Consider the following 26,138-nt stretch of genomic DNA (forward strand, 5'->3'; position numbering starts at 1 on the left):
CTCGTCGGAGTTGTGTATAAGCGACAGGGACGGGTCCGCCGCGGCGGGGGGTGCGGTCTTGTCGGGCATGGGCATGCTTAGCTGACCGCCTTGCCCCAGCCCTGGACGACCTTCTCCTTGGCCTTGGCTTCCTGGGCCTCGGTCGGGGCCTGCGCGGTGCCGTCGACCTCGGGGATCTTGGCGACGGCGGCCTTGTCGGCGGTGCCGTCCTGCTTCATCTTGTCGAGCAGGGCGGGACGCGAGAAGCCCTTGAGCCAGATGTTCTGGCCCTCGGGGCTGTAGATGAACTCCAGCCACAGGCGGGCGGCCGCCGGGTGCGGGGCGTGCTTGTTGACGCCCTGGTTGTAGTAGCGCGAGTACAGGCCGTCGGAGGGCACGGCGACCTGCCAGTCGACGCCCTTGGCCTTGAGCTTCTCGCCATAGCCGAGGTTGAGGTAGTCCCAGTCGATCGAGATCGGGGTCTCGCCCTGCTGGATGGTGGCGAGGGTCGACTTCGCGGGGACGAAGTTGCCCTTCTTCTTCAGCTCCTGGAAGAAGTCCAGGCCGGGCTGGACGTCGTCCAGGGAGCCGCCGTTGGACAGCGCCGCGGCGATCACGACGGCCAGCGCGGAGCCGGACTCCGTCGGGTCGCCGTTGAGGGCGACCTTGTTCTTGTACTCCGGCTTGAGCAGGTCCTTGAACGTCTCGGGGCAGTTCTTGACCGCGCTGGCGTCGCAGCCGATGGAGATGTAACCGCCGTAGTTGTTCATGAAGGAGGCGTCGGCCTGCTTCTGCGCGTCCGGGATGTCGTCCCAGCCCTGGACCTTGTACGGGGCGAGGAGGTCCTGCTTCTTGGCCTCCTGCATGTACGAGGTGCCGAGGTCCAGCGCGTCGACGGCGCGGGTCTGGCCCTTGCGCTTGGCCGCCGCGTTCAGCGCGCCCTGGCTGGAGCCGCCCGGATCCTCGTTGTTGACCTCGATGTCGTACTTCTTCTCGAAGGCCGCGATCATCTCGCCGTAGTTCGCCCAGTCCGGCGCGAGGGCGTAGACGTTGAGCTTGCCCTCCTTCTCCGCCGCCTCGACGAGCTTCTCCATACCGCCGAGGTCCGCGGCCGACTCGGCCGTCGCGGCCTTGCTGTCCTTCGCGTCGTTCTCGGGTGCGGAACCACAGCCGGTGGCCACCACGGCGGTGAGGCCGGCGATGGCCGCGGCGGTCAGGACGCGGCGGGGATGGTGTGCCTTCACGATGCATACTCCTGGGTCTTCGGCGAGCCACCTGTCTGGACAAGCCATCGTCAGTAAGCCAGCCGAAGCTAACAGCAAAGTAGCCGTGAGGTAAACCCCTGGAGATAGGAAAAGCGCAGGTCAGAAGCGTTATCATCCCGTAGGTTTACCTTCCGGTAAAAGCGGTAAGGCGCAGAGTCCGCACTCCGGCCGTACTGAAGGGTTGCGCACAGAGTGAGGGATGCGGACCACCGCGTACAGATGACATGATCAGAGCCGCATCCGATGACGGCGCGAGGAGAGACGTGACCCGACGGCACCAGCAGATCGCCGAAGAACTGCGGCACGCCATCGCCGCGGGCACCTATCCGGTGGGCTCCGCGTTGCCGTCCGAGTCCGAGCTGGCCGCGGCCCACGGCGTGTCCCGCGGCACGCTCCGGCAGGCCTTCGGCACGCTCCAGTCCGAGGGTCTGATCGGCTCCCGGCAGGGCGCGCGCCGGGTGGTCCTGGCGACCACGCCCAGCCAGTCCTTCACCGAGCTGCGCAGCTTCGCGCAGTGGGCCAGGGCCGGCGGCCGCGCCCCCGGCGGTCTGGTGCTGCGCTCGGACCGCGCGAAGGCGACCGAGGAGCAGGCCGCGCTGCTGCAAGTCGCGCCCGGCGACGAGGTGTTGCACGTGCTGCGGGTGCGCACCCTGGACGGCGAGCCGGTGCTCCTGGAGCGCACGGCGTACGCGGGGTGGGCGGCCGCCGTCGTCGAACGGCTCCCGGACGACTGCGAGTCGGTGACCCAGAGCCTGTACGAGGACGTCGGCCTGGTGATGTGTCACGGCGAGCACCACCTCGACGCGGTCGCGGCCGGGACCACGGACGCACGGGAGTTGGCGGTGCGCCGGGGCTCGCCGCTGCTGCGGGTGCGGCGTACCACCACCACCGCCGAAGGACGTCCCGTCGAGACCTCGGACGACCGCTACAAGCCGGGCTCGGTCGTCTTCACCGTCCGCAACTCGGTGCAGGCCAACCCCCTGGTCCGCACCTCCCCCGAGTGACCTCCGGGAACCGGAAACCGGGAGCCGGGAACCAGGGACCAAGAACTAGGTACTAGGAACAGCGAGTCGTATGAACCCCCTTCCCCGCCCCGCCGCCCTGCTGTGCGACATGGACGGCACCCTCGTCGACACCGAGCACGCCTGGCTGGACACCGTCGCCGGGTTCCTGCGCGCGCAGGGCTCACCGGCGGACGCGGGCACGCTCGCGCCGTTCGCGGGCGCCGCGGTGGCCGACGCGGCCGAGCAGCTCGTACGCGGCGGCCTGACCGCCCTGACGGCGGTCGAGGCGCACACGCGCCTCGACAGGGAGTTCACCGCGCGGGTCGCGGCCGGGGTGACCGTCCAGCCGGGCGCGCTGCGGCTGCTCGACCGGGCCAGGGCGCTGGGGATTCCGACGGCGCTGGTGACCGCGTCCGAGCGGCATGTCGCCGACCTGGTGCTGGACGCCCTGGGGCGGCACCGCTTCGACACGTCGGTGGCCTCCGGCGAGACGCCGCGCGGCAAGCCGCACCCGGACCCCTACCTGGCGGCGGCGGCCGCGCTGGGCGTCGCCGCCGCGGACTGCCTCGCGGTCGAGGACACGCCCACCGGCGCGGCCGCGGCCCTGGCCGCCGGCTGCCGCCTGCTGGCGGTCCCCTCGGTCCCCGGCATAGTGCCGGGCCCCCGCACGGTCATCGTCACGTCCCTGACGGAGGCGGACCTGGCACCCAGCCACGTGTGAGCCCGGCCGGGCGGCGTGCGCCCGGCCCCGTACACGGCGAGCAGGCGCCGCGAGCAGGCACGAGCGGACACGGCGAGGGCGGCCCCGGAGACCGGGACCGCCCTCGCGCACGACTGCCGGGCTTGTCCGCCCTGGGCCGCTTACTTGCCCTTGGCCGCTTCCTTGAGCTTCGAGCCCGCGGAGACCTTCACGCTGTAGCCGGCCGGGATCTCGATCGGCTCACCGGTCTGCGGGTTACGCGCCGTACGAGCGGCACGGTGGGTGCGCTCGAAGGTGAGGAAGCCGGGGATGGTGACCTTCTCGTCGCCCTTGGCGACGACCTCGCCGACGGCCTCGGCGAGCGCGGCCAGCACGGCGTCGGCGTCCTTACGGGTCACCTCGGCGCGGTCGGCCAGCGCGGCCACCAGCTCACTGCGGTTCATGTTTGTACTCCCGTGTCCTTCTTGCTGTTGAGGCGTGCCACGCGGCTAAGCCGCATACCGGGCACAGCGAAGCCGATGCTGCCAGGGTCCTTGGCGGTCCCCGGACCCGGGTCCGTCGTCGGACCCTCGCGCCCAGAGACGCATCCTGCCCCCACCTGCGGCGGGAAAGCCAATCCGGCACCCTGAGGAGTCACACGAACAGCGCCCATCCGCCAGGCGAGTGCCTCGAAATGGTGACGCTCCGTCGGCTCCCGGCAGCGGACCGCAGGGCTTCCATGGGCGTGGTTCCCGCCACCCTAGAGTGCTCTCGGGCGCGGCGGGTTCCACGACGCGCCGCGTCAGTTCGTGGCCGTGGTCACAGCGCCGTTGCCGACGGCCTTGGCGGCGTTGCGCACCGCCCCGGCGACGGCCCCGGCGACCGTGTCGTTGAAGACGCTGGGGATCACGTAGTTGGCGTTCAGCTCGTCTTCGGTGACGACGTCGGCCAGCGCGCTCGCCGCGGCCAGCATCATGCCGGTGTCGACGGTGCGCGACTGGGCGTCGAGCAGGCCGCGGAACACGCCGGGGAACACCAGGACGTTGTTGATCTGGTTCGGGAAATCCGAGCGCCCGGTGGCCACGACTGCCGCCGTCTGGCGTGCCACGGCCGGGTCGACCTCCGGGTCCGGGTTCGCGAGCGCGAACACCACGGCGTCGTCCGCCATGGCCGCGACATCGCCGCCGTCCAGGACGTTCGGCGCCGATACGCCGATGAAGACGTCGGCGCCGACGACCGCCTCCTTGAGCGTGCCGGTGACGCCTTCGGGGTTGGTGTTGTCGGCGATCCAGCGCAGCGGCGAGTCCTCGGCGGCGTCCACCAGGTCCGCGCGGGCGGAGTGCACCACGCCGTGGATGTCGGCGACCACGGCGTGCTCGACGCCGGCCGCGAGCAGCAGTTTGAGGATGGCCGTGCCGGCCGCGCCCGCGCCGGACATGACGACCCGTACGTCCCCGATCGCCTTGCCGACCACGCGCAGCGCGTTGGTCAGCGCGGCGAGTACGACGATCGCGGTGCCGTGCTGGTCGTCGTGGAAGACGGGGATGTCCAGGGCCTCGCGCAGCCGCGCCTCGATCTCGAAGCAGCGCGGCGCGGAGATGTCCTCCAGGTTGATCCCGGCGAAGCCGGGGGCGATCGCCTTGACGATCTCGACGATCGCGTCGGTGTCCTGGGTGTCCAGGCAGATCGGCCAGGCGTCGATGCCCGCGAAGCGCTTGAAGAGGGCCGCCTTGCCCTCCATGACGGGCAGCGCGGCCTTCGGGCCGATGTTGCCGAGACCCAGCACGGCGGAGCCGTCCGTCACGACCGCAACGGAGTTGCGCTTGATGGTGAGGCGGCGGGCGTCCTCGGGATTCTCGGCGATCGCCATGCACACACGGGCGACGCCGGGGGTGTAGATCATGGAGAGGTCGTCGCGGTTGCGGATGGGGTGCTTGGACGCCATCTCGATCTTGCCGCCGAGGTGCATCAGGAACGTACGGTCCGAGACCTTACCGAGCGTGACGCCCTCGACGGCGTGCAGCTTCTCGACGATCTCGTCCGCGTGCGCGGTGGAGGTCGCGGCGATGGTGACGTCGATACGGAGCCGCTCGTGGCCCGACGCGGTGACGTCGAGGCCGGTGACGGATCCCCCGGAGGACTCGACGGCCGTGGTGAGCTGCGAGACCGCGGTCCCGCTCGCGGGCACCTCCAGCCGGACCGTCATCGAGTAGGACACGCTGGGCGCCGTTGCCATGCCGACTTCCTCTTTCACCTTGTGTCACGTGCGTCATCCGATCGTCGCACCTACCGCCTGGTACGTGGTAGCCGCCCCGGATTGAGAACGTTTTGTTCCCTGCTTTTTGGAAAACTTCTTCCACCATACGAGAAGTGGCCCGCACGCACAACGAAAAGGTCCGCGTCACGGGGTGACGCGGACCTTTTCGTACGTGAGTGACACCGACCCGCCATGCTCGCCTCGCGGCAAGTGGTCGCTCTAAGCGACGAAGGTTGGGCCCGGGGGCTTGGATCGGGCCGGTGCCACGTCAACGGTAACAAACGTTCTCCGTAAGGCAATCCCGCCGCGTCAGTCCCGCAGGAGGTCGGGCACGCCCTGGGCGTCCGCCTCGTCGCGCTCCCCGGAGACCACGGTCAGCTGCTGGGTCGCGCGGGTCAGCGCCACGTACAGCACCCGCAGGCCCGACGGCGACTCGTCGGCGATCTCGGCGGGCGAGACCACGAGCGTGGCGTCGTACTCCAGGCCCTTGGCCTCCAGGCTGCCGAGCGCGACGACCCGCTCGCCGAGTCCCCGCAGCCAGCGCGCGGCCTCCTCGCGGCGGTGCATCGCGACCACCACGCCGACGGTGCCGTCCACGGCGTCCAGCAGCCGCTGGGCCTCGGCGCGCACGGCGTCCGCCAGGTCCCGGCCATCGGCGACCGCGAACCGGGGCCGTACCCCGGTCGAGCGCACCGCCTTCGGGGACGGGCTGCCGGGCATCGCGAGGGCGAGGACCTTCGCGGCCAGCTCGGCGATCTCGGAGGGGTTGCGGTAGTTCACGGTGAGCGTGAAGCGCCGGCGCGGCCGGGCGCCGAGCGCCTCGTCACGGGCCTCGGCCGCCTCGTCCGGGTCGGACCAGGACGACTGGGCGGGGTCGCCGACCACGGTCCAGGTGGCGTGCCGGCCCCGGCGGCCGACCATCCGCCACTGCATGGGCGTGAGGTCCTGCGCCTCGTCCACGATGACGTGGGTGTACTCCGTACGCTCTTCGGCGAGCCGCTCGGCGCGCTCGCGCTGGGTCTCCTCGCGTACCGGCATCAGCTCGTCCAGTCCGGTGAGCTGGTCCAGCGGGTCCAGCTCCCGCTTCTTGCGCGGCTTGGGCGGCGTGCCGAGGATCGCGCCCAGCTCGTCGAGCAGCGCCACATCGTGTACGGACAGGCCCTCGCGCCTCAGCGAGCGGGCGACCCGGCGCACCTCGCCCGGATTGAGCACCCGCCGCGACCAGGCGGCGAGCCGCTTCTCGTCGGCCATCGCGGCCAGCACCCCGCGCGGGGTCAGCTCCGGCCACCAGGCGTCCAGGAAGCGGAGGAAGCCGTCGTCTCCGGTGACGTCCTCGTCGAACGCCGACCTGAGCTCGGCGGCCAGCTCCGGGTCGGCGTGCCGGTTCGCCGCGCCGGACCGCGCCCACAGGGCGTCGAGCAGCAGCCTGCGGGCGCGCGGGCGGAGCAGGTTGACCGGGGCGGTCCCGCTGAGCGCGGCCCGCCGGATACGGGCCAGCTCGTCGGCCTCCAGTTCGATCCGCCGCCCGAAGGCGACGACACGAAGGCGGGTGGGCGGGCCGTCCATGCCACCGCCCGTGGCGGCCGTCCCGGCCAAGGCGGTGTCCACGCCAGCGGCCTGCGCGGGCGGCCCGGCGTCCTCGCCGAAGGCGAGCTGCCCGCTCGGCGGCGCGGACCCCGCCCCCGTGCCGCGCCGCCCTGTGCGCGCCCCGCGCGGGGACGCCGTCGCGTCCCGCGGCCGGGTCGGCTCCAGCGCGCCGCGTGCCGCCCTGCGCAGGACCTTGAGCATCCGGGCCGAGCCCTTGACGCGGGCCACCGCGGGGGCGTCGTACAGCGTGGCCTCCGCGCCGTCGACCAGCGAGCCGACCGCGCGGATGGCGACCTGGCCCTCCTCGCCGAGCGAGGGCAGCACGCCCTCGGTGTAGGCGACCAGGAGGGGCGTCGGGGAGACGATGAGGATGCCGCCCGCGTACCGGCGGCGGTCCTGGTAGAGCAGATACGCCGCGCGGTGCAGGGCCACCGCGGTCTTGCCGGTGCCGGGCCCGCCCTCGACGTACGTCACGGACGCGGCGGGGGCCCGGATGACCTTGTCCTGCTCGGCCTGGATGGAGGCGACGATGTCCCGCATCGTGTGGCCGCGGGCCTGCCCGAGCGCGGCCATCAGCGCGCCGTCGCCGATCACCGGCAGCGGCGCTCCGTCCAGCGTCGCGGTCAGCTCCGGGCGCATCAGGTCGTCCTCGACGCCGAGCACCTTGCGCCCCTTGGAGCGGATGACCCGGCGGCGCACCACCCGGCCGGGATCCACCGGCGTGGACCGGTAGAAGGGGGCCGCGGCGGGCGCCCGCCAGTCGATGACCAGCGGCGCGAACTCCGCGTCCAGGACGCCGATCCGGCCGATGTGCAGGGTCTCGGCGATCTCGGCGCTGTTGTCGGGGCGTACCGCGTCGTCGGCGGGCTCCACCGAGGTGTACGCGCCGTCCGGCCCCTTCTTGCCGTCCTTGCCGAGCAGCAGGTCGATCCGGCCGAACAGGAAGTCCTCGAACTCGCTGTTCAGCCGGTTGAGATGGACGCCCGCCCGGAACACCTGCGCGTCGCGCTCGGCGAGCGCGCCGGGAGTCCCGACCTGACCGCGCTTCGCGGCGTCGTGCATCAGGAACTCGGCCTCGTGGATCTTCTCCTCAAGGCGTCGGTACACCTGGTCCAGGTGCTCCTGCTCGACGCTGATCTCACGGTCGCGTACGTCGGCCACCGGGGGTCCCTTCTGATGCGCTGCCGCCCGTGCCGGGCAGCCGTCCACCGTACGCGACGGGGACCTCGCCGCGCACCCGGCGGCGCCCGTGACCCCGCTCAGGCCTGTGACCCCGCTCAGGCCTGTGACCCGCTCAGGCCCGCACGTCGACCAGTCGCTCGCCGTCGAAGGTCCGCACCTCGAAGCGGTCGATGTCGGCGCGGTCCATCGCCGCGCCGCCCTGCACGTACAGCGGCTTACGCGACCAGTCGTTCGGGCCGTCCTCGATGCCGTACCCCCACGCGGGCACCGCCCAGGACGTCATCGTCTCCTCTTCGCCGTTCTTGCCGACGGCGATCAGGGAGCACTTGAGCGGCCCCTTGACGTTCTTGAGTTCGAGCACGGCTCGGGTGCCCCAGCTCTTCTCCTCGACGCCGACCGCCGCGCTGACCCCCGTCGCGGGGTCGGTGGCCCGCACCTTGTCGTCCAGCTGCCGGAACACCGCGTCCGCGGCGGAACTGGCCGCCGGGGGGCGGCCGCCGCCGTCGCCGTCCTCACCGGTCGCCGCCACCACCGCCACCGGGCCGCCGACCATCAGCAGCGCCGCGGCGGCCGCCAGCGCCAGGCCGCGCCGCCGCTTGGCCGACCGCCGCCTGGAGACCTCGCCGACGAGGTTGTCCAGGAGCCGCGTACTGGGACCCGCCACGGGGCCGTCCCGCTCTCGCGGGGGCGGCGGCCACTCGCCCGCCTGGGCTGTGGGCGACCGTTGCGGGGGCAGCTCCGCGAGCGCGGCGAGCATCGGCTCCATCCCGGACAGCTCCCGCAGCCGCTCCGCGCAGAGCTGACAGTCAGCCAGATGCTCCTCGAACGCCCGGACTTCCGCGTCGTCGAGCACGCCGAGCGCGTAGGCGCCGACCGCCTCGTGCACCTCGTGCGCGCCGAACGCGTCGTCCGCCCCGAAGGCCGTCACGCCCGCACCCCCCGCTCCTCCAGTGCCAGCTTCATGGCACGCAGCGCGTAGAACACCCTGGAGCGGACCGTACCGCTGGGTATGCCGAGCGTCTGGGCCGCCTCGTTGACCGTACGTCCCTTGAAATACGTCTCCACGAGGACTTCCCGGTGCGCGGGCGTCAAATCCTCCAGCGCGTCGGAGAGTGTCATCAGCCATAGCGCCTTGTCGATCTCGTCCTCCGCGGGGATGACCTCCAGGGGTGCGGGGTCGACCTCCTGCGGCCGGGCTTTCCGGCTGCGGTGGCCGTCGATCACGATACGCCGCGCCACGGTGACCAGCCAGGGCCGTACCGAGCCGGTCGCACGGTTCAGCTGACTCGCGTTCTTCCAGGCCCTGATCAGGGTCTCCTGGACGACGTCCTCGGCCCGCTGCCGGTCGCCCGCCACCAGCCGCAGCACATACCCGAGCAGCGGACCGGCGTGCTCGCGGTAGAGCGCGCGCATCAACTCCTCGTCGGGGCCCGGCGGTTGCCGCATCCGGTGCCGGGCGCGCCGAGTTCGGTCATCGGCCACGGCGGAATCCTTGCGCACGCGCACCTCCGGTGTCCCCGTTTCGACGGGGGCTCCCCCACGTCCTGGCTCACACCGGATACGTACGTGCGCCGTGCGCGATCTGTTCAGCCCTGTCCCGACCCGGCCGTCGGGGCCGTCGGGGCCGTACGGCGACGGTGCCTGGCCACGCGCTCGCGGTTGCCGCACACCTCGCTGGAGCACCAGCGGCGACGCCGTCCGCGCGAGGTGTCCAGGTAGACCAGCGGGCAGTGGTCCCCTTCGCACTGGCGGATACGGGACCGCGCCACCGGGTCGGTGAGCAGCTCGACCGCGTCCCTGGCGACGGCCGACAGCAGGGCCGGGCCCGCGGGGTCCGGATCCAGCGCCCGTACGAGCGTCCCGTCGGCGGCCCGCACGGCGCGCGGCACGGGCGGCGCGGCGGCGGCGAGCGCGTTGAGCCGTACCAGCGCGGCGTCGGGCGTCACGGCGACGCCGCCCGCCGCCGCGCCGCGCACCAGCCGCCCCACGTCACCGCGCAGCTCCCGGAACGCCGCGACGCACACGGCGTCCACCCGCCCGAGCCGGGCGCCGTCGGGCACCAGGCCCGCCCCCACCAGCCAGGCGCGCAAACGGTCGGGGGCGTCGAGCCGTTCCTCGGGATGCGCGGTGGCCAGCAGGTCCAGGCAGGCCCGCCCGGAGCCGAACCGCAGGCCGTAGTCGGATGCGGACGAAACGTAGCCGGACGAAACACTGCCCGCCGCCATGCGCGCGTCACCGCCTCGTGGGGTCACCCATGACCAACACCCCCAGAGTGCCCTTCCGACGCCCCGCCGGGAACCCGGCGGTCGCCCGCGAGTTCGCCCCGCCCGCGTCAGCGGCCGCCGGAACCTCGTGCGCCGGCGCGTCTGCCCCGGCGCTGTGTGCCGTCCGGCCAGAGGCGGGGCTTGCGCTGGGCGGCCAGGTCCTCGATCCAGCCGACGGCCAGGATGGTCAGCCCGATCAGCGGCCAGACCAGGACGAACATCCAGATGTTGTACGTCTCGGCGAAGGCCGTCCCGAACTCCTGGTAGACGATCGGGATGCGCCACAGTGGGTCGAGGAGCGGGATCGTCGCCATGACCAGCGCGTTGTGCCAGAGGTAGATGGTGACCGCGCGGTTGTTGGAGAGCGTGACCAGCTTGTCGAACTGGGCGAGCTTGCCCGGCAGTTCCTGCCAGGACGGCGAGTACTGGAGCAGGATCACCACGAACCCGAAGGACCAGGTGGCCTGGGCCAGCGGGATGTCGTTCAGGTCCCAGCCGTCCGGGCCCAGGTGGCCCGAGGCCCACCACAGCCCGAAGGCCATCACCAGGGCCGCGCAGGAGACCGCCAGATAGCGGGGCACCTTCTTGAGCAGGCCGTCCTGGTGGGCGAAGCCGAGCACCCAGCAGGCGCCGTAGACCGCGAAGTCGGTGATCGCGCGGCCGGTCTCGCCGGGTATCTCCGCCAGGCCGGTGCCGACGACCGCCGTCAGCGCGAGCGGTGCGAGCAGCGTCGCCCACGGCGCCTTGCGGAACGCCCACAGCAGCAGCGGCGAGGCGATCACGAACCACAGGTACGCGCGGATGTACCAGAGCGGTCCGGCCGCCTGCACCGCCCAGCTGTCCGAGAGCCAGCCGACGCCGGGGACCGGGTCGGTGCTCCAGGGGTAGGGCGGGGCCCCGAACGGCACCACGTAGGTGAACAGTTCGATCAGCCAGGTGCCGCCGAGCTGTTTGGCGGGCTGCCAGCCGCTGAGGAACATCAGCGGCACGGCGACGGCGCCGAACACCCACACCGGGGGCAGCAGTCGGCGGATACGGCCGCGGATCACGCCCAGCGCGGGGCGGTTCAGCGAGCGCGCCATCAGGGAGCCCGCGAGCGCGAACATCACGCCCATGGACGGGAAGAGGATCGTCAGCCAGGCCCAGCCGAAGACGTGGTAGACGACGACCCGGACCAGGGCGAGGGAGCGCAGCAGGTCGAGGTAGCGGTCGCGGCCCGACGCCTTCTTGCCCTCCGCCCAGGAGGGGGACGCGGCGTCCCCGCCCGTCTTCGCTTCGGCGGTCCGCTCGCCGGCGGCTGTCGCCGTGGCCGACGCCGGCGCCGTCTCCCGCTCCGGCGGTGCGGGGTACGCCGAGCCGTACGCGGGCCCGGCGGCGGCCTGGTGCTCCGTGAACGCTCCGGGCCGCGCGGACGCGTCGCGCCGGGCGAACACGTCGGACCGTACGTACCCCTCGGGCGGAACCTGCGCGCCGCCTGCCCCGTGCGGGTCGGGGGCCGCATACGGGTCGGGCGCCATGAAGGCGTCGGCCGAGGCGGCGTACGCCTGCGGGCCGCCGAGCGGAGGGCGACCCGCCTGCGGCTGGCGTGGCGCGAAGGCGTCGAAACTCGCCTGCGGGTCCGTCGCCGCGAACGGGTCACCGCCCGCGTACCCCCCGTCCACGTCACCGCCCGCGTACCCCTCCTGCGCGTCGCCGCGCGCGTACGCCTCGTACCCGTCGTACCCCTCGTACCCGTCGCCGCCGGTCTGCGGCTCGGACCCCGCGTAAGGGTCCGGGGAAAGCCGCCGCGGCCAGTCGCCGTCGCTTCCGTAAGGCGGTGTCGTCATGCGACCGGCCTCCGTTCCCGGCCCACGGGGGCCGATCCCACCGCGCCCGTGCGCCGGAGCTTCTGCCAGCGCAGGCGGCCGCCGGTGAGCGCGGTGATCCAGGACTGGAGCAGGACCACGTACATCAGCTGCCGGTACAGGATCTGCTGAAGCGGCAGCGAGATCAGATGGGTCAGCTTCTCCCGGTCGAGACGGAAGGCGTAGAGCGCGCAGACCGCCTGGATGGCGAGCACGCCCAGCCAGGCCAGCACGGTCTTGCCGGTCGGGCCGAAGATCAGCCCGTACAGGAGGAAGACGTCGATGAGCGGCGCGAGCAGCGGCGCCAGGACCATGAAGAGGGAGACCAGCGGGAGTCCGACCCGGCCGAAGCGCCCGGACGGGCCGCGCTCGACGAGGGCGCGGCGGTGCTTCCAGATCGCCTGCATCGTGCCGTACGACCAGCGGTAGCGCTGGGACCACAGCTGCTGCACGGTCTCCGGCGCCTCGGTCCACGCGCGCGCGTTCTCCGCGTACACCACCCGCCAGCCGTCGCGGTGCATGGCCATGGTGATGTCGGTGTCCTCGGCGAGGGTGTCCTCGCTCATGCCGCCGACCCGCTCCAGCGCGCTGCGCCGGAACGCGCCGACCGCGCCCGGAATGGTGGGCATACAGCGCAGGACGTCGTACATCCGGCGGTCGAGGTTGAAGCCCATCACATACTCGATGTGCTGCCAGGCGCCGATCAGCGAGTCCTTGTTGCCGACCTTGGCGTTGCCCGCGACCGCGCCGACCCGGTGGTCGCCGAACGGCTGCACCAGCTCGCGCACGGTGGACGGCTCGAAGACGGTGTCGCCGTCCATCATCACGATCAGGTCGTAACGGGCGTTGGCGATTCCGCGGTTGAGCGCCGCGGGCTTGCCCGCGTTGTACTGCCGGATGACGCGGACGTTCGGCAGCCGCAGGTCCTCGACGATGCGCGCGGTGCCGTCGCTCGACCCGTCGTCGATGACGAGGACCTCGATGGGATGGTCGCTGTCCATCAGCGAGCGCACCGTGTTCTCGATGCACTTGGCCTCGTTGTACGCGGGTACCAGCACCGTCACCGGTTCGGTGACCGGCGCTCCCCAGCTGAAGCCCTTCTTCCGGGTGCGCCGGGCGTGCACCATGGACAGCACCAGCATCAGCCCGAAGCGGCTGATGACCAGGACGCCGATCGCGGCGAGGCCGACCACCAGGACGTCGGTCACGTTCTCCGACACGGAGACCGCCCAGACGAACGCCTTGGCCTTCCACAGCGCGAACCCGGTCACCGGGGTGTGCGCGCTCGGCGCGCCCATGGCCGCGGTGAGGGTGGTGAACTCGTAGCCGTCGGCCTGGAGGTCGGGTATGAAGCGGTCCAGGGCCGCGACGGTCTGCGAGCGGTCGCCGCCCGAGTCGTGCATGAGCACGATCGCGCCCTTGCCGCCCGTGGGCGTCGCCCGCTCGATGATCTTGTCGACGCCGGGGCGCTTCCAGTCCTCACTGTCGGTGTTGTTGACCACGGTGATGTAACCGCGGGAGCCGATGTACTCCGTCACCGGCCAGTTCTCGTTGTCGAAGGCGTGCGCGTACGACGAGTACGGCGGCCGGAAGAGCGAGGTGTGCACGCCCGCGGCGCCCGCGAGCGTGAGCTGGTTCTGGGACAGCTCCCAGTCGATGCGGCGCTGCGACTGGTAGGAGAGGTCCGGGTGGTTGAAGGTGTGCAGCCCGATCTCGTGGCCCTCGCGCACCATCCGGTCGACCAGGTCCGGGTAGCGCGACGCCATGGTGCCGGTGACGAAGAACACGCCCTTCGCGTCGTACTCCTTGAGCTTGTCGAGGATTCTCGGGGTCCACTCCGGGTCCGGACCGTCGTCGAAGGTCAGCACCAGTCTGTGGTCGGGCACGCTGAGCGCCTTGGGCTGCTCGCCCGAGCGCGCCTCGATCACCGGGCCGCCCTTGAGCACCTCCTGCGGCACGCGGTCGTTGGCCGCCGGGGGGCGCACCCGGTGGTCGGCGAGGATCTCGCTGTGCACATAGCCGCGCAGCATCAGCATCGCCATCAGCGCCACCAGGAAGAGCGAGGGCAGCAGATAGCGCATCGGCAGCCGACGGCGACGACCGCGGTCGCGTCCGCCGCCGCGGGTGGAGCGGGTGCTCATGGGTTACACGTCCTCCGGTGCCTGGTGCTGTGCCGCGCTCTCGGTCGCCGAAGACTGTGCCGCACTACCGCTGTCGCTGGTGTCGCTGATCTGTTCGGTGCCGCCGGCCTCGCCGGTGCCGGTGTCGTCTCCGCCGCTGCCGCCTCCGTCTCCGCCGCCGTCTCCGCCGCCGCCGCCCGCAGGGGGGTCGGGGTCCGGCTCCGGGTCCGGGTCCGGCTCGGGCTCGGGATCCGGCTCAGGGTCGGGGTCCGGCTCGGGGTCCGGGTCCGGCTCGGGGTCCTCGGTCGGGTCCGGCGTCGTCGGGTCCGGCTCGGGCTCCTTGGCCGGGTCCGGCGTCGTCGTGGGGTCGGGTTCCCCGGTGGCGCCGTCCTCGGTCGGCTCGCCGGACGGCGTGCCGGAGGAGGCCTCGTCGCCGGGCCTGGCGGCCGCGCCCGACGGGGCGGCGGCGCCGGCGGGCGGCACGACGGCGCCGTCCGTAGAACGGGGTATGAGCGGCCGCTTCCCCGGTGTGCTGGCGTCCGGGGACGGTGACGCCTCGGGCTCCGGCGAGGACTCGACCTTGCCCGCGGGGGGCTTCTCCTCCTTGCCGCCGAGCCCCGGCATCCAGGGCGCGTCGGAGTTCCCGGAGATCAGCGTGCCGCCGAGCACCACGGCGTAGACGGCGCAGACGATTCCGGCGATCCAGCCTATGCGGCGGACCCTGCGGCCACGGCTGCCCGACTCGTCGACGAAGACCGGCCCGTCGGAGCCGTCCTGCGTGGTGTGATCCGGTGCCAGGTCCTGGAGCTGACGGCCCGCGCCGTCGATCTGGATCGTCACCTCGTGAGGATCATGCGTCTGCCCGGAACGGGCACCTTCTCGCCAGTTGTCCACGGTTGTACGCCCAACCCCCACTTACCAGATCACCATCATCTTGGGCGCGGCGCGGGCTCCGGGTGCTCACCGCCGGACCGGACCCCCATCCTGGCCCGAGCGCCCCCTTTATCACACTGCACCCAAGCCATGAATGTAGCGCACAGCGACGACATTCAGCCCAGACGTCTCAACCGGAATCCACCATGATGAGTGCATCCTCATCCGGAACCCACGTTCCTGACGGGCGTCGCAGCCACCCTTCCCGCTCGCCGATTTCGGACACAGCAGAACATAGCGCATCAATACCGGCATGTCTGAAGCCCTTTCGCCACACCAGCGACACGGGCGAAAGCGGTACCGGATCGATAAGCGGCCGCGACACACAGCCAGGCATGGCCGGAAAGCCCACCACGGCCAGCACCGGGGTCCGGTTCTTGGCCATCAGCCGCCGGAACTCGTCGACCCCCACCGCCAGGGGCGCGGGCGGCGCGACGGCGATACCGCGCCCGTCGAAGAGCGCGTGGGCCAGGTCCGTCCACTCGGGGGTGCGCGGGTTGCCCGCTCCCGCGTAGACGCTCTCCCCCGCGAGCCGGCCCAGCGGCACCTCGTCGAGCCCGGCCAGCGGGTGGTCGTCGGGCAGGATGACGGCCATCGGCTCGTACCGTACGGGCCGATGACCGAGCCCCGCCCGCAGGGCCGGGGCGAGCCCCGCGTACCGCCCGAAGGACGCGTCCAGACGCCCGGCCAGGATCTCGGCGGCGGCGAAGGTCAGCCCGCTCTCGTACCGGGCCATCAGCTCACACTCCGGGGCGAGTTCGCGGGCTCGCGCCAGGATGCGCTCGTCGAACAGGCCGGGGCTGTTCAGGTCGACGAGCAGCGGTCGCGTGCCCGGCAGGGCGGCCGCGTCCAGGAACGCGTCCTGCGCCCGCAGGACGCGGCGCGCGTGCGGCAGCAGCCGCTCGCCGTCCTCGGTCAGCGCCACCTGCCGGGTGTGGCGCAGGAACAGCTCGACGCCCAACTCGCGCTCCAGGCGGCGCACATCGCGGCTCAGGGCCTGCTGCGCGACGTACAGGCGCGCGGCCGCGCGCGTGAAGTGCAGCTCGTCGGCGACGGCGCAGAAGGCGCGCAGCAGGCGTGGCTCGATGTCGCGGGGCATGGCGAGAATTTACAACACAGGTGCGTCAATCGGCGCGGAGAAGGTGTTGGACCCCGTGCACCGTGCGCGGCGAGCCTGATCACATGCCCGACGAACCCACCCGGCCCCCCTTCCTCGCCGTATCCGGAGACGTACTGATCGCCGCCCCGCCCGCGCCCTCGCCCGCGCCCCCGCCCGCGCCCTCGCCCCCGTCCTCGGCCTCGCCCGCGCCTCCGCGCGACCGCACACGCGGTGGGCGGGTCGGTCCCTATCGACGTCTCTTCCGGATACCGGGGACGCGCGCCTTCACCCTCGGCAACCTCATCGCCCGCCTGCCCAGCGGCATGTTCGGCGTCAGCGCCCTCATCATGATCGCCGCGGCCCACGGCTCGTACGCCCTGGCCGGTGCGGTGGTCGCGACCGGCCTCGCCGCCACCGCCGTGGTCGCCCCGTGGACGGCGCGGCTCATCGACCGGTACGGGCAGGCCAGGATCGCCGTGCCCGCGACCGCCCTGGCCGTGCTCGGCTCGCTCGCCCTGGTGCTCTGCGTCCGCCAGGGCGCACCGGTCTGGACGCTTTTCGTCTGCTACGCCGCGACCGCCACCACGCCCAACACCGGCGGCATGTCCCGCGCCCGCTGGCGGCACCTGCTGGGGGACGACGGACCGGCGCTGCACACGGCCAACTCCTTTGAACAGGCCGCCGACGAACTGTGCTTCATGCTCGGCCCGGCGCTGGCCGCGTTCCTGTGCACCGCGTTCTTCCCGGAGGCGGGCACCCTGACCGGGGCGCTCCTGCTGCTGACCGGCGTTCTGCTGTTCACCGCCCAGCGTTCCACCGAGCCCCCGCCCCAGCCGCGTACCGCCGCGTCCCGGTCCCCGATCCGCGCTCCGGGCATGCCGCCGCTGCTGGCCGTCTTCCTCGCCACCGGCGCGGTGTTCGGCGCGATGGAGGTGGTCACGGTGGCGTACGCGGACGACCGCGGGCATCCGTCGGCCGCGGGCCTGATCCTGGGGTTTCAGGCGGCGGGCTCCTGCGCGGCCGGGCTGCTCTACGGAACCCTGCGCCTGACCGGGCCGCTGCCCAGGCGTCTGCTGCTGTGCCTGGCCGCGATGACCGCCCTGCTGTCGCTGCCGCTGCTCGCCGCGTCCGCCGGTTCGCTGCTCCTGCTGGCCGGTGCGCTGCTGGCCGCCGGGATGGCGACCGCGCCGACCATGGTCACCGGCATGGCCCTGGTGCAGCGGCTGACCCCGGACGGCCGCCTGAACGAGGGCATGACCCTCGCCGTGACCGGCCTGCTCGGCGGCATCGCCTGCGGCTCGGCGACGGGCGGCTGGGCGGTGGAACACCTGGGCCCGACCCCGGCCTACCTGGCCCCGGCGGCCGCGGCCGCCCTCGCGCTGCTGCTGCACGCGCTGGGTCCGGCACGGCGGACCGAACCGCCCACTCCGACCAGGACGTGACCCACCGGCCCCGCCCCGGCCAGACCCTGCCCACAGGGCAAGACGATCATCTTATGAGCCCTGCTCAAGCCTCAGTCAGACTTCGGCCGCCGAATTCGGCATCGCGCGCGGCGCACGAGCGCGGCGCACGAAAAGGCCCTGGCCCGCCGAGGTGCTCGGCGGGCCAGGGCCACACATGGGATGGTGGAGATGGCGGGAATCGAACCCGCGTCCAACGGTGCGGAACCAGGGCTTCTCCGTGTGCAGTCCGCTGCGATTTTCTCAGCCCCGGAGATCACGCGAACAAGTCTCCGACGGGCTCAGTCACTGTTTGATTTCCCGCTACTCCCCGTGACCGGGCTTAGCGGTTTAGTTCCCTCAATGATGCCAGGACCCGGGTCGGGAACACCCCCGGACTGACACTTCGCAGGTCGCTACTTAGGCAGCGAGGGCGAAGGAATCGCGCTTGGTATTGGCGATTATTGGTTGCGACATATGGTTTACGAGATCATTGCCGCTTCCTCGACACGCTTCCCCTGCTTCGACATCCGCTGTCGAAACCGATCATCCCCATGTTGATTTTTCAAGCCCCCGCTGGTGGGGCAGTGCCCATCGTACGTGACCGACGCACGCGGGTGCCAGCCTATTTCCCGCGCTGCTGACGGCGTACCGCCGACATCGCACGGTCCGCCTCGCGCCGGTCCTGCTTCTCGCGCAGGGTCTGCCGCTTGTCGTACTCCTTCTTGCCCTTCGCCAGCGCGATCTCGACCTTGGCCCGGCCGTCCTTGAAGTACAGCGCGAGCGGCACGATCGTGTGGCCCGTCTCCTGTGACTTGGACTCCAGCTTGTCGATCTCGGCGCGGTGCAGCAGCAGCTTCCGCTTGCGCCGCGCGCTGTGGTTGGTCCAGGTGCCCTGGGCGTACTCGGGCACATGGACGTTGTGCAGCCAGGCCTCGTGGCCGTCGATCTGCACGAACCCGTCCACCAGGGACGACCTGCCCATGCGCAGCGACTTGACCTCGGTCCCGGTCAGCACGAGGCCGCACTCGTAGGTGTCGAGGATGTGGTAGTCGTGCCGCGCCTTCTTGTTCTGCGCGACCAGCTTGCGCCCCTGGTCCTTCTGACCCTTTTGGTCCTTTACCTTTGCCATAGTGCTGTCATTTTCGCACTACGAGGGGGGTCCGAGGCCACTCAATACCGTGCGGGCCCGCTGCTCGGCCCGCTCGTCGACCACCAGGTCGGGGGTGATGCCCCGGCCGTCGACGGCGCGCCCGGACGGTGTGCGGTACTCGCCGACGGTCAGCTCGGCGACGGAGCCGTCGGGCAGCCGGCTCGGCATCTGCACCGAGCCCTTGCCGAAGGTCCTGGAGCCCACCACCACCGCACGGCCGCGGTCCTGGAGGGCGCCCGTGAGCAGTTCGGCCGCGCTCATCGTGCCGCCGTCGACGAGCACGACCAAGGGCCCGCGGGCGCTGCCGCCCGGCTCGGCGTGCAGCGCCCGCTGCTTGCCGCGTATGCCGTACGTCGCCACCACGCCGCCGTCCAGGAAGACGGAGGCCACCTGCTGGGCCTCGGCGACCAGGCCGCCGGAGTTGCCGCGCAGATCGAGCAGGACCCCGGCGCCCGACGGGGCGTCGCGCACCACGTCCCGCACCTGGTCGCCGACTCCCTTGGTGAGCTTGGCGACCTTGATCAGCAAGGGGCCGTCGGCCAGCCGCCGCGCGGTGACGGACTCCGCTTCGAGTCGGGCCCGGCGCAGCGTCTGGCTCCACGCGCGCGTGCCGCGCAGGAGTCCGAGCTTCACGCGGGTCCCGGCGTCCGCGGCCGCGCCGCGCAGCAGGGACACGACCTCCTCGGCGGTGCGGCCCTTGAGCGAGGCGCCGTCGATGCTGCGCAGCCGGTCGCCCACGGCGATCCCGGCGCGGGCCGCGGGGCTGTCGCGCTGTACCCGGACGACTTCGGCCTGGCCGTCGGCGGTGAGTCTGGTCCACAGCCCCACCCCGGTGAACTCGCCGTCGAGCTCCTCCGTGAACTCCTCGAACTCCTTGGGGTCGTAGACCGAGCCCCAGCGGTCGCCGCTGCGGCTGACGACCTCCTCGGCGGCCTTGCTGGGGGACTTTCCGTCGGCCAGGGCCCTGGCCGCGGCGTCGGCGACCTTGCCGGGCTCGGTGGTGTCCTCGGAGCCTTCGCCGTCTTCCCCGTCTCCCGTGCCTCGCGCCGCGTCGGCGTCGGCGGCCGGGGCGGAACGGGCGGGGCCGCCGGGCGCTCCGGGGTCCGGCTCGCCCCAGGAGTCGGTGGCGGCCCCGGTCGCGAGCACGACCGCGAAGACCAACGTCAGGGCCGCCCCGCGGCGGATGCGGCGGGGCCGGGAGAACAGGTCCGAACCCGACATGCCGGTGAGTCTAGGACAACACAGCGCGCCGTACGGGCGGTTGTCCGTACGGCCCCCTAGACGAGGGTCACACCTTCAGGTACTTGCGCAGCGCGAGGAAAGCTGCGATAGCGGGCATCAGCAGTCCCACCGCCAGCACCAGCGGCAACTTGGTCAGCACCGCGTTCCAGTCGATGAAGTTGACCAGCTCCATCTTGTCGGCGAGGTTCGCGCCGTGGTCGACCAGGAAGTACCGCCCGGCCACCAGCATCCCGCAGGCGATCAGCCCGCCGAACAGCCCGGCCAGGGTCGCCTCCAGGATGAACGGCACCTGGATGTAGAAGCTGGACGCGCCCACCAGCCGCATGATCCCGATCTCGCGCCTGCGGCTGAAGGCCGACACCCGCACCGTGTTGACGATCAGGATCAGGGCGACGACCAGCATCAGCGCCATGACGCCGCCCGCCACCACGACCATGACGTTGAGCACCTCGAAGAGCTTGTCCACGGTCTCGCGCTGGTCCTCCACGGACTGCACGCCCGGATGCTTCGAGAACGCGCTGGCGATCACCTGGTACTCCTCCGGGTTCTTCAGCTTGACCCGGTACGACTCCTGCATCTGGTCCGGAGAGAGCGAACTGATCAGCGGCGTCTCGCCGAACTGCTCCTTGTAGTGCTTGTACGCCTCTTCGCTGGTCTCGTGCTGGACCTTCTCGACGACCCTGTCCATCTTGTTGAGCTCGGTGAGGATGGTCTCCTTCTGCTCCTTGGTGACCGCGCCCTTGGTGCAGTTCGGATCGGTCTCCGCGTCGGTCTTGTTGCACAGGTAGATCGCGACGTTGACCTTGTCGTACCAGTAACCCTTCATCGTGGTCACCTGGTCGCGCATGAGCAGCGAGCCGCCGAACAGCGCCAGTGAGAGCGCGACGGAGATGACGACCGCGAAGGTCATCGTGAGATTGCGGCGGAGACCGACGCCGATCTCCGACAGGACGAACTGGGCGCGCATGGCGTCCTTTCAGTCTTTCAGTACTCAGGTACGCAGGTACTCAGTGCTGGTAGCCGTAGACGCCGCGGGACTGGTCGCGGACCAGGCGGCCCTGCTCCAACTCGATGACGCGCTTGCGCATCTGGTCCACGATCTGCTGGTCGTGGGTGGCCATCACCACGGTGGTGCCGGTGCGGTTGATGCGGTCGAGCAGCTTCATGATGCCGACCGACGTCTGGGGGTCGAGGTTGCCGGTGGGTTCGTCCGCGATCAGCAGCATGGGACGGTTCACGAAGGCGCGGGCGATCGCGACGCGCTGCTGCTCACCGCCGGACAGCTCGCCCGGCATACGGTCCTGCTTGCCGCCGAGGCCCACCAGGTCGAGCACCTCGGGGACGGTCTTGCGGATCGTGCCGCGCGGCTTGCCGATCACCTCGAGAGCGAAGGCGACGTTCTCGCCGACGGTCTTGTTGGGCAGCAGCCGGAAGTCCTGGAAGACGGTGCCCAGCTGGCGGCGCATGTGCGGCACCTTCCAGTTGGACAGCCGCGCCAGGTCCTTGCCCAGGACGTGCACCTGGCCGTGGCTGGCCCGCTCCTCGCGGAGGATCAGCCGCAGGAAGGTGGACTTTCCGGAGCCGGAGGACCCCACCAGGAAGACGAACTCACCGCGTTCGATCTCCAGGGAGACGTCCCTGAGCGCGGGGCGGGCCTGCTTGGGGTAGCTCTTGGAGACGCTGTCGAATCGGATCACGGGTGCACCACGGGTCGCCGGGGGTAGATGAGCGTGACCCTACGCGAAGGGGCGTGCGCGGCGCAGTCAGCGTCCTGGGTTGCGTGTTTTGTGACGTATCACGCATGACCATGCATGACAACGCAGGACAGAGAAGGGGCGTAAACGGGCGGGAAGCGACGGGCCGCGCCGAAATCCTGGAATGCTGGCACAGTGGTAAGGGGAACCGTTCCCTGGAGACCAAGCGTTAAGAGACCGAGCATCGGGCATCAAGAGACCAGGCGTGCCGCGTGCAGGCGTGAGGGAGGCAGCGCATGACCTTTGACCGACTGGTGTGCGCGAACTGCGCCGCGCCTGTGGCCCAGGGCCGGTGCGCCGTCTGCCGGGCCAACCGCGAGCGTCTGCAGCAGGGCCCCTTCGCCGGGCTGAACCCGGCGGCGCTGATAGCGCTCCTCGTGGTCCTGATCGGAGCCCTGGCCCTGCTGGCCACGCAGACCGTGTAGCGCGGGCGCACCGTGTAAAGGGCCCGGAGCGGAGCTCCGGGCCCCGGCACCGGTCCCAGCGAGCTCCCCCCTCCCACCTTCCCCCTCCCCTCGCCCTCCTTCTCCTTTTCGCCGTCCTTGCGCGGACCGGGTCCGGTGCGACGATGGGGCGTCGGGTCAGCCAGCACAGCGGACGGGAACGGACGAGCAGCGGTGGGATCACAAGACGCGTCGGTGCCACTCGGCAAGCGGGCCAGGGCCGTACTGCGGCAAGCCGACGCGTTGCGGCAGGCCGCCCAGGCGGTGTGCGAGGACTACCGGCGTGCGCTGGATGACGTACGCCGGGCCGTCGGCGGCCTTGAAGAGACGCTGACCCGCGCCGAGCTGGCCGCGCTGCCGCTGGCCCGGCTGCGGGACGTGACCCGCGGTCAGTTGCGCGAGGAAGCCGTCACGGCGCTGGCGCGGGCTGGGTACGGATCCGTCGGCCAGATACGGGACGCCGAGCCGTACGACCTGCGCGCGGTACCCGGCATCGGGGCCCAGACCGCGGACCAGGCCCGCGCCGCCGCCGAGCAGTTGGCCCGCGCCACGACGGAGGCCGTCGCCGTACGGATCGACGTCGACGCCAAGGACGACCCACGCCACGCCGACCTCGTCCTGTCCCTGAACCGCCTCCTGCTCGCCGGGCCCGCGATCGGCGCGTCCGTCGCCGTCGCCGAGCGCATCGCGCAGGGCCTGGAGCCGCATATCCAGGGCGCACGGCCCACCGGGTCACGCTGGCAGCTGCTGCTCGCGGGCAAGGAGGGGCGGGCCACGGCCAGGGCCGAACTGCGCACGGTGCTCGACGCGCTGGCCGCCGCCGAAGCCGACGACGTACGCCTGACGATCGACCAGGCGGCGACGGACCTGCTGCGGGGGCCCGAACAACCGGACCGGGCCTGGCTGGACTTCGAGGTCAGGGCCGCCGAGTACTACACCCTGCTGGCGCGGGTCCTGGACCGGCCGCAGGACCGCGCGTCCACCGAGGGGTTCATCCCGAACACCCTGGCCGACGAGGTACGCGCGCAGCCGCTGGACGAGTCCCTGCTGAACGTGTCGCTGCGCGGCTACCAGGCGTTCGGCGCCCGCTTCGCGCTGGCCCGCCGCCGGGTGCTGCTCGGCGACGAGATGGGCCTGGGCAAGACGATCCAGGCGATCGCCGCGCTGGCGCATCTGCGCGCGGCCGAAGACGCCGCCCACCATCTCGTGGTCTGCCCGGCCGGCGTGCTGATCAACTGGATACGGGAGATCGAGTCCCGCAGCGAACTGCCCGCCTACCGCGCGCACGGCCCCGACCGCGTGGACGCGTGCGACGCGTGGGCGGAGCGCGGCGGCGTCCTGGTCACCACGTTCGATCTGCTGCGCACGCTGGAGATCCCCGAACGGCTGCCGCTCGGCATGCTCGTGGTCGACGAGGCGCACTACATCAAGAACCGGCAGACCCTGCGCGCCGGATCGGTCCTCACGCTCATGCGGCGCGAGGCCACGGGCCGGGTGCTGTTCCTGACCGGGACCCCTATGCAGAACCACGTCGCCGAGTTCCGCACGCTCGTCGACTACCTCGACCCGGAGGCGGCGCGCGGTATGCGGCAGGTGGACGCCGCCGCCGACTCCCGCGTGTTCCGCTCGGCCGTGGCCCCCCGCTACCTGCGCCGCAACCAGCCGGACGTGCTCACCGAGCTGCCCGGCGTCATCCACGCCGACGAGTGGGAAGAGTTCTCCGACGGCGACCGCGCCGCCTATCGGCGGGCGGTGGCCGAGGGGAGCTTCATGGCGATGCGCCGCGCCGCGTACGCCGACCCGGCCCGCTCGGCCAAGCTGAACCGGCTGCGGGAGCTGGTCGCCGAGGCCGCCGAGAACGACCTGAAGGTGGTGGTCTTCTCCACCTTCCTGGACGTGCTGTCCACGGCCCGGCAGGCGATCAACGGCTCGGATCCTGCCGCTGGGCCCGGCTCCGGTTCCGTGGTCGGGGTGCTGAGCGGCGACCTGGCCGCCGACCAGCGCCAGTCGCTGGTCGACGCGTTCACGCACGCGCCAGGCCACGCCGTCCTGCTCGCTCAGATCCGTACCGGCGGCACCGGGCTCAACCTCCAGGCCGCCTCGGTGGTCGTGCTCTGCGAGCCCCAGCTCACGCCCGCGCTGGAGTCCCAGGCCGTCGGCCGCGCGCACCGGATGGGGCAGGTGCGGCGGGTGCAGGTGCACCGGCTGCTGGCCACGGACAGTGTGGACCAGCGGCTCGTGGACGCCCTGAAACGGAAGCAGCGGGACTTCGACGCGTACGCGCGGCGCAGCGAGGTCGCCGAGTCCGTGGCGGAGGCGGTCGACATCTCGGAGGCGGCGCTGGCCCGCCGTATCGTCGAGGACGAGCAGCTACGCCTCTCGCTCACGGCCGCGCCGCTCGACTAGACCGCCGCCCGAGCGGTCCGGCTGAGGCATCCCGGATCCCCGGAGCCCGGAGCCCGGAGCCCCGAAGCCTGGGCGGCCGGGCTCAGCTCGCCGTCTGCTCCTGCTGCTTGCGCCAGCGGATGCCCTTCTCCAGGAAGCCGTCGATCTCGCCGTCCAGGACCGCCTGCGGGTTGCCGACCTCGTATTCCGTGCGCAGGTCCTTGACCATCTGGTACGGGTGCAGGACGTAGGACCGCATCTGGTTGCCCCAGGAGCTGCCGCCGTCGCCCTTGAGGGCGTCCATCTTGGCCCGCTCCTCCTGGCGCTGCCGCTCCAGGAGCCTGGCCTGGAGGACGCGCAGCGCGGACGCCTTGTTCTGGATCTGCGACTTCTCGTTCTGGCAGGAGACGACGACGCCGGTCGGGAGGTGCGTGATGCGCACCGCGGAGTCGGTGGTGTTCACGGACTGGCCGCCCGGTCCCGAGGAGCGGTAGACGTCGACCCGGATGTCGTTCTCGGGGATCTCCACGACGTCCGTCTGCTCGACGACCGGGAGGACCTCGACGCCCGCGAAGGAGGTCTGTCGGCGGCCCTGGTTGTCGAAGGGCGAAATGCGGACGAGCCGGTGGGTGCCCTGCTCGACGGAGAGGGTGCCGTAGGCGTACGGGGCGTGGATCACGAACGTGGTCGACTTGATCCCGGCCTCTTCCGCGTACGAGGTCTCGTAGATCTCGGTCTTGTAGTCGTGCCGCTCCGCCCAGCGCAGGTACATCCGCTGGAGCTGCTCGGCGAAGTCCGCGGCGTCGATGCCGCCCGCTTCGGCCCGTACGGTGACCAGCGCCTCGCGCTCGTCGTACTCGCCGGACAGGAGCGTGCGGACCTCCATCTCGTCCAGGGCCTTGCGGACGTCAGCGAGCTCGGACTCGGCCTCGGCGAGGGTGTCCGCGTCGTCCTCGGCCTCGGCGAGCTCGAAGAGGATCCCGAGGTCGTCGATGCGGGCGCGCAGGGCGTCCGCCTTGCGAACGTCGGCCTGGAGATGGGACAGCTTGCTGGTGACCTTCTGCGCCACGTCCGGGTCGTCCCACAGGGACGGGGCCGCGGCCTGCTCTTCGAGCACGGCGATGTCGGCCCTCATCTTCTCGAGGTCCAGGACGGCCTCGATCGACGCCATGGTCGTGCTGAGGGACTTGAGCTCTTCGGATACATCGACGACTGCCACGACACCAGCCTAACGGCAACCCGGACCGGTCATCCCCGCACGGGGTCTGTCCGGGGGCGGCCACGGGCCCGCCCGGCGGCGGTCACGGGGGCTGTCCGGCGGCGGTCAGTGAGTGGTCGGCGGGCGGTGGGCAGGCGGTCGGCGGGCGGTGGGCAGGCGGTCAGGGGCTGTCCGGGGCCGAGGTCTCAGCGCCCGGAGGCTTGGCGTCCGGTTCGTCGCCGCTGGTGACGAACCACCCGCCGACGCCCACCCCCGCGGCCACGGCGACCGCCGCCGCCCCGAGGGCGACG

General features: G+C 71.8%; 21 protein-coding genes and 1 other RNA gene. 5 read left to right on the plus strand and 17 right to left on the minus strand.

All coding sequences use genetic code 11. From position 1 onward, the window contains the following. Positions 1 to 77 precede the first annotated feature (77 nt). Entirely contained in the window at positions 78 to 1,223 is a 1,146-nt protein-coding gene (locus ACX6XY_RS27660; RefSeq protein ID WP_460336484.1) for an extracellular solute-binding protein, read from the minus strand. A 284-nt stretch (positions 1,224 to 1,507) separates the two neighbouring features. On the opposite strand from ACX6XY_RS27660, the gene ACX6XY_RS27665 reads away from it, so the two are divergent. Beyond that, complete coding sequence (locus tag ACX6XY_RS27665; RefSeq protein WP_460336487.1) at positions 1,508 to 2,248, plus strand: GntR family transcriptional regulator; 741 nt, start codon at positions 1,508 to 1,510, stop codon at positions 2,246 to 2,248. A gap of 70 nt (positions 2,249 to 2,318) precedes the next feature. Continuing rightward, entirely contained in the window at positions 2,319 to 2,969 is a 651-nt protein-coding gene (locus ACX6XY_RS27670; RefSeq protein WP_460336490.1) for an HAD family hydrolase, read from the plus strand. A gap of 140 nt (positions 2,970 to 3,109) precedes the next feature. On the opposite strand, the gene ACX6XY_RS27675 is transcribed toward ACX6XY_RS27670, so the two are convergent. The 10 genes from ACX6XY_RS27675 to ACX6XY_RS27720 all read right to left on the minus strand — a co-directional run bounded on the left by ACX6XY_RS27675 (position 3,110) and on the right by ACX6XY_RS27720 (position 16,213). Next, entirely contained in the window at positions 3,110 to 3,391 is a 282-nt protein-coding gene (locus ACX6XY_RS27675) for an HU family DNA-binding protein (protein ID WP_460336493.1), read from the minus strand. A gap of 338 nt (positions 3,392 to 3,729) precedes the next feature. After that, the gene (locus tag ACX6XY_RS27680; RefSeq protein WP_460336495.1) at positions 3,730 to 5,163 is read right to left on the minus strand and encodes a malic enzyme-like NAD(P)-binding protein; all 1,434 of its coding nucleotides are present in this window, start codon (positions 5,161 to 5,163) and stop codon (positions 3,730 to 3,732) included. Between the two features lie 330 nt (positions 5,164 to 5,493). Beyond that, positions 5,494 to 7,932: a HelD family protein gene (locus ACX6XY_RS27685; RefSeq protein WP_460336497.1), complete on the minus strand. Its 2,439-nt coding sequence runs from the start codon at positions 7,930 to 7,932 to the stop codon at positions 5,494 to 5,496. A 133-nt stretch (positions 7,933 to 8,065) separates the two neighbouring features. Beyond that, positions 8,066 to 8,881: a zf-HC2 domain-containing protein gene (locus ACX6XY_RS27690; protein WP_460336499.1), complete on the minus strand. Its 816-nt coding sequence runs from the start codon at positions 8,879 to 8,881 to the stop codon at positions 8,066 to 8,068. After that, positions 8,878 to 9,459 carry a sigma-70 family RNA polymerase sigma factor gene (locus tag ACX6XY_RS27695; RefSeq protein WP_460336502.1) on the minus strand — a complete coding sequence of 194 codons (582 nt, stop codon included), beginning with the start codon at positions 9,457 to 9,459 and terminating at the stop codon, positions 8,878 to 8,880. The genes ACX6XY_RS27690 and ACX6XY_RS27695 overlap by 4 nt, the downstream gene beginning before the upstream one ends. Positions 9,460 to 9,539: 80 nt before the next feature. Further along, positions 9,540 to 10,178, minus strand: a complete 639-nt coding sequence (locus tag ACX6XY_RS27700) for a CGNR zinc finger domain-containing protein (protein ID WP_460336533.1) — start codon at positions 10,176 to 10,178, stop codon at positions 9,540 to 9,542. Positions 10,179 to 10,285: 107 nt separating this feature from the next. Then, on the minus strand, positions 10,286 to 11,734 hold the full coding sequence (locus ACX6XY_RS27705; protein ID WP_460336536.1) for an acyltransferase family protein: 1,449 nt from the start codon (positions 11,732 to 11,734) through the stop codon (positions 10,286 to 10,288). 305 nt (positions 11,735 to 12,039) lie between these two features. Next, entirely contained in the window at positions 12,040 to 14,142 is a 2,103-nt protein-coding gene (locus ACX6XY_RS27710) for a glycosyltransferase (protein WP_460336539.1), read from the minus strand. Positions 14,143 to 14,205: 63 nt separating this feature from the next. Next, the gene (locus ACX6XY_RS27715) at positions 14,206 to 15,021 is read right to left on the minus strand and encodes a hypothetical protein (protein ID WP_460336505.1); all 816 of its coding nucleotides are present in this window, start codon (positions 15,019 to 15,021) and stop codon (positions 14,206 to 14,208) included. Positions 15,022 to 15,244: 223 nt separating this feature from the next. Next, positions 15,245 to 16,213: a LysR family transcriptional regulator gene (locus ACX6XY_RS27720; protein WP_460336506.1), complete on the minus strand. Its 969-nt coding sequence runs from the start codon at positions 16,211 to 16,213 to the stop codon at positions 15,245 to 15,247. 83 nt (positions 16,214 to 16,296) lie between these two features. Here ACX6XY_RS27720 and ACX6XY_RS27725 point away from each other — a divergent pair, with 83 nt between their 5' ends. Further along, positions 16,297 to 17,655, plus strand: a complete 1,359-nt coding sequence (locus ACX6XY_RS27725) for an MFS transporter (protein ID WP_460336509.1) — start codon at positions 16,297 to 16,299, stop codon at positions 17,653 to 17,655. A gap of 181 nt (positions 17,656 to 17,836) precedes the next feature. On the opposite strand, the gene ssrA is transcribed toward ACX6XY_RS27725, so the two are convergent. The 5 genes from ssrA to ftsE all read right to left on the minus strand — a co-directional run bounded on the left by ssrA (position 17,837) and on the right by ftsE (position 21,744). Then, positions 17,837 to 18,206, minus strand: a transfer-messenger RNA (tmRNA) gene (gene ssrA, locus ACX6XY_RS27730). Between the two features lie 71 nt (positions 18,207 to 18,277). Continuing rightward, positions 18,278 to 18,784 carry an SsrA-binding protein SmpB gene (gene smpB / locus ACX6XY_RS27735; protein ID WP_460336512.1) on the minus strand — a complete coding sequence of 169 codons (507 nt, stop codon included), beginning with the start codon at positions 18,782 to 18,784 and terminating at the stop codon, positions 18,278 to 18,280. Between the two features lie 18 nt (positions 18,785 to 18,802). Beyond that, positions 18,803 to 20,026, minus strand: a complete 1,224-nt coding sequence (locus ACX6XY_RS27740) for a S41 family peptidase (protein ID WP_460336515.1) — start codon at positions 20,024 to 20,026, stop codon at positions 18,803 to 18,805. A gap of 67 nt (positions 20,027 to 20,093) precedes the next feature. Then, the gene (ftsX, locus tag ACX6XY_RS27745; RefSeq protein ID WP_460336518.1) at positions 20,094 to 21,014 is read right to left on the minus strand and encodes a permease-like cell division protein FtsX; all 921 of its coding nucleotides are present in this window, start codon (positions 21,012 to 21,014) and stop codon (positions 20,094 to 20,096) included. A 40-nt stretch (positions 21,015 to 21,054) separates the two neighbouring features. Beyond that, the gene (gene ftsE, locus ACX6XY_RS27750; protein ID WP_460336521.1) at positions 21,055 to 21,744 is read right to left on the minus strand and encodes a cell division ATP-binding protein FtsE; all 690 of its coding nucleotides are present in this window, start codon (positions 21,742 to 21,744) and stop codon (positions 21,055 to 21,057) included. Between the two features lie 293 nt (positions 21,745 to 22,037). Between ftsE and ACX6XY_RS27755 the strand changes: the two genes are divergently transcribed. Together ACX6XY_RS27755 and ACX6XY_RS27760 are read left to right on the plus strand one after the other, a co-directional pair. Next, positions 22,038 to 22,226 (plus strand): hypothetical protein, encoded by a 189-nt coding sequence (locus ACX6XY_RS27755; protein ID WP_460336524.1) that lies wholly within the window; start codon positions 22,038 to 22,040, stop codon positions 22,224 to 22,226. A 192-nt stretch (positions 22,227 to 22,418) separates the two neighbouring features. Then, entirely contained in the window at positions 22,419 to 24,650 is a 2,232-nt protein-coding gene (locus ACX6XY_RS27760) for a DEAD/DEAH box helicase (RefSeq protein ID WP_460336527.1), read from the plus strand. Positions 24,651 to 24,732: 82 nt separating this feature from the next. On the opposite strand, the gene prfB is transcribed toward ACX6XY_RS27760, so the two are convergent. Then, the gene (prfB, locus tag ACX6XY_RS27765; RefSeq protein WP_460336530.1) at positions 24,733 to 25,848 is read right to left on the minus strand and encodes a peptide chain release factor 2; all 1,116 of its coding nucleotides are present in this window, start codon (positions 25,846 to 25,848) and stop codon (positions 24,733 to 24,735) included. Positions 25,849 to 26,138: the final 290 nt, after the last annotated feature.

It is taken from the genome of Streptomyces sp. O3, from assembly GCF_054788135.1.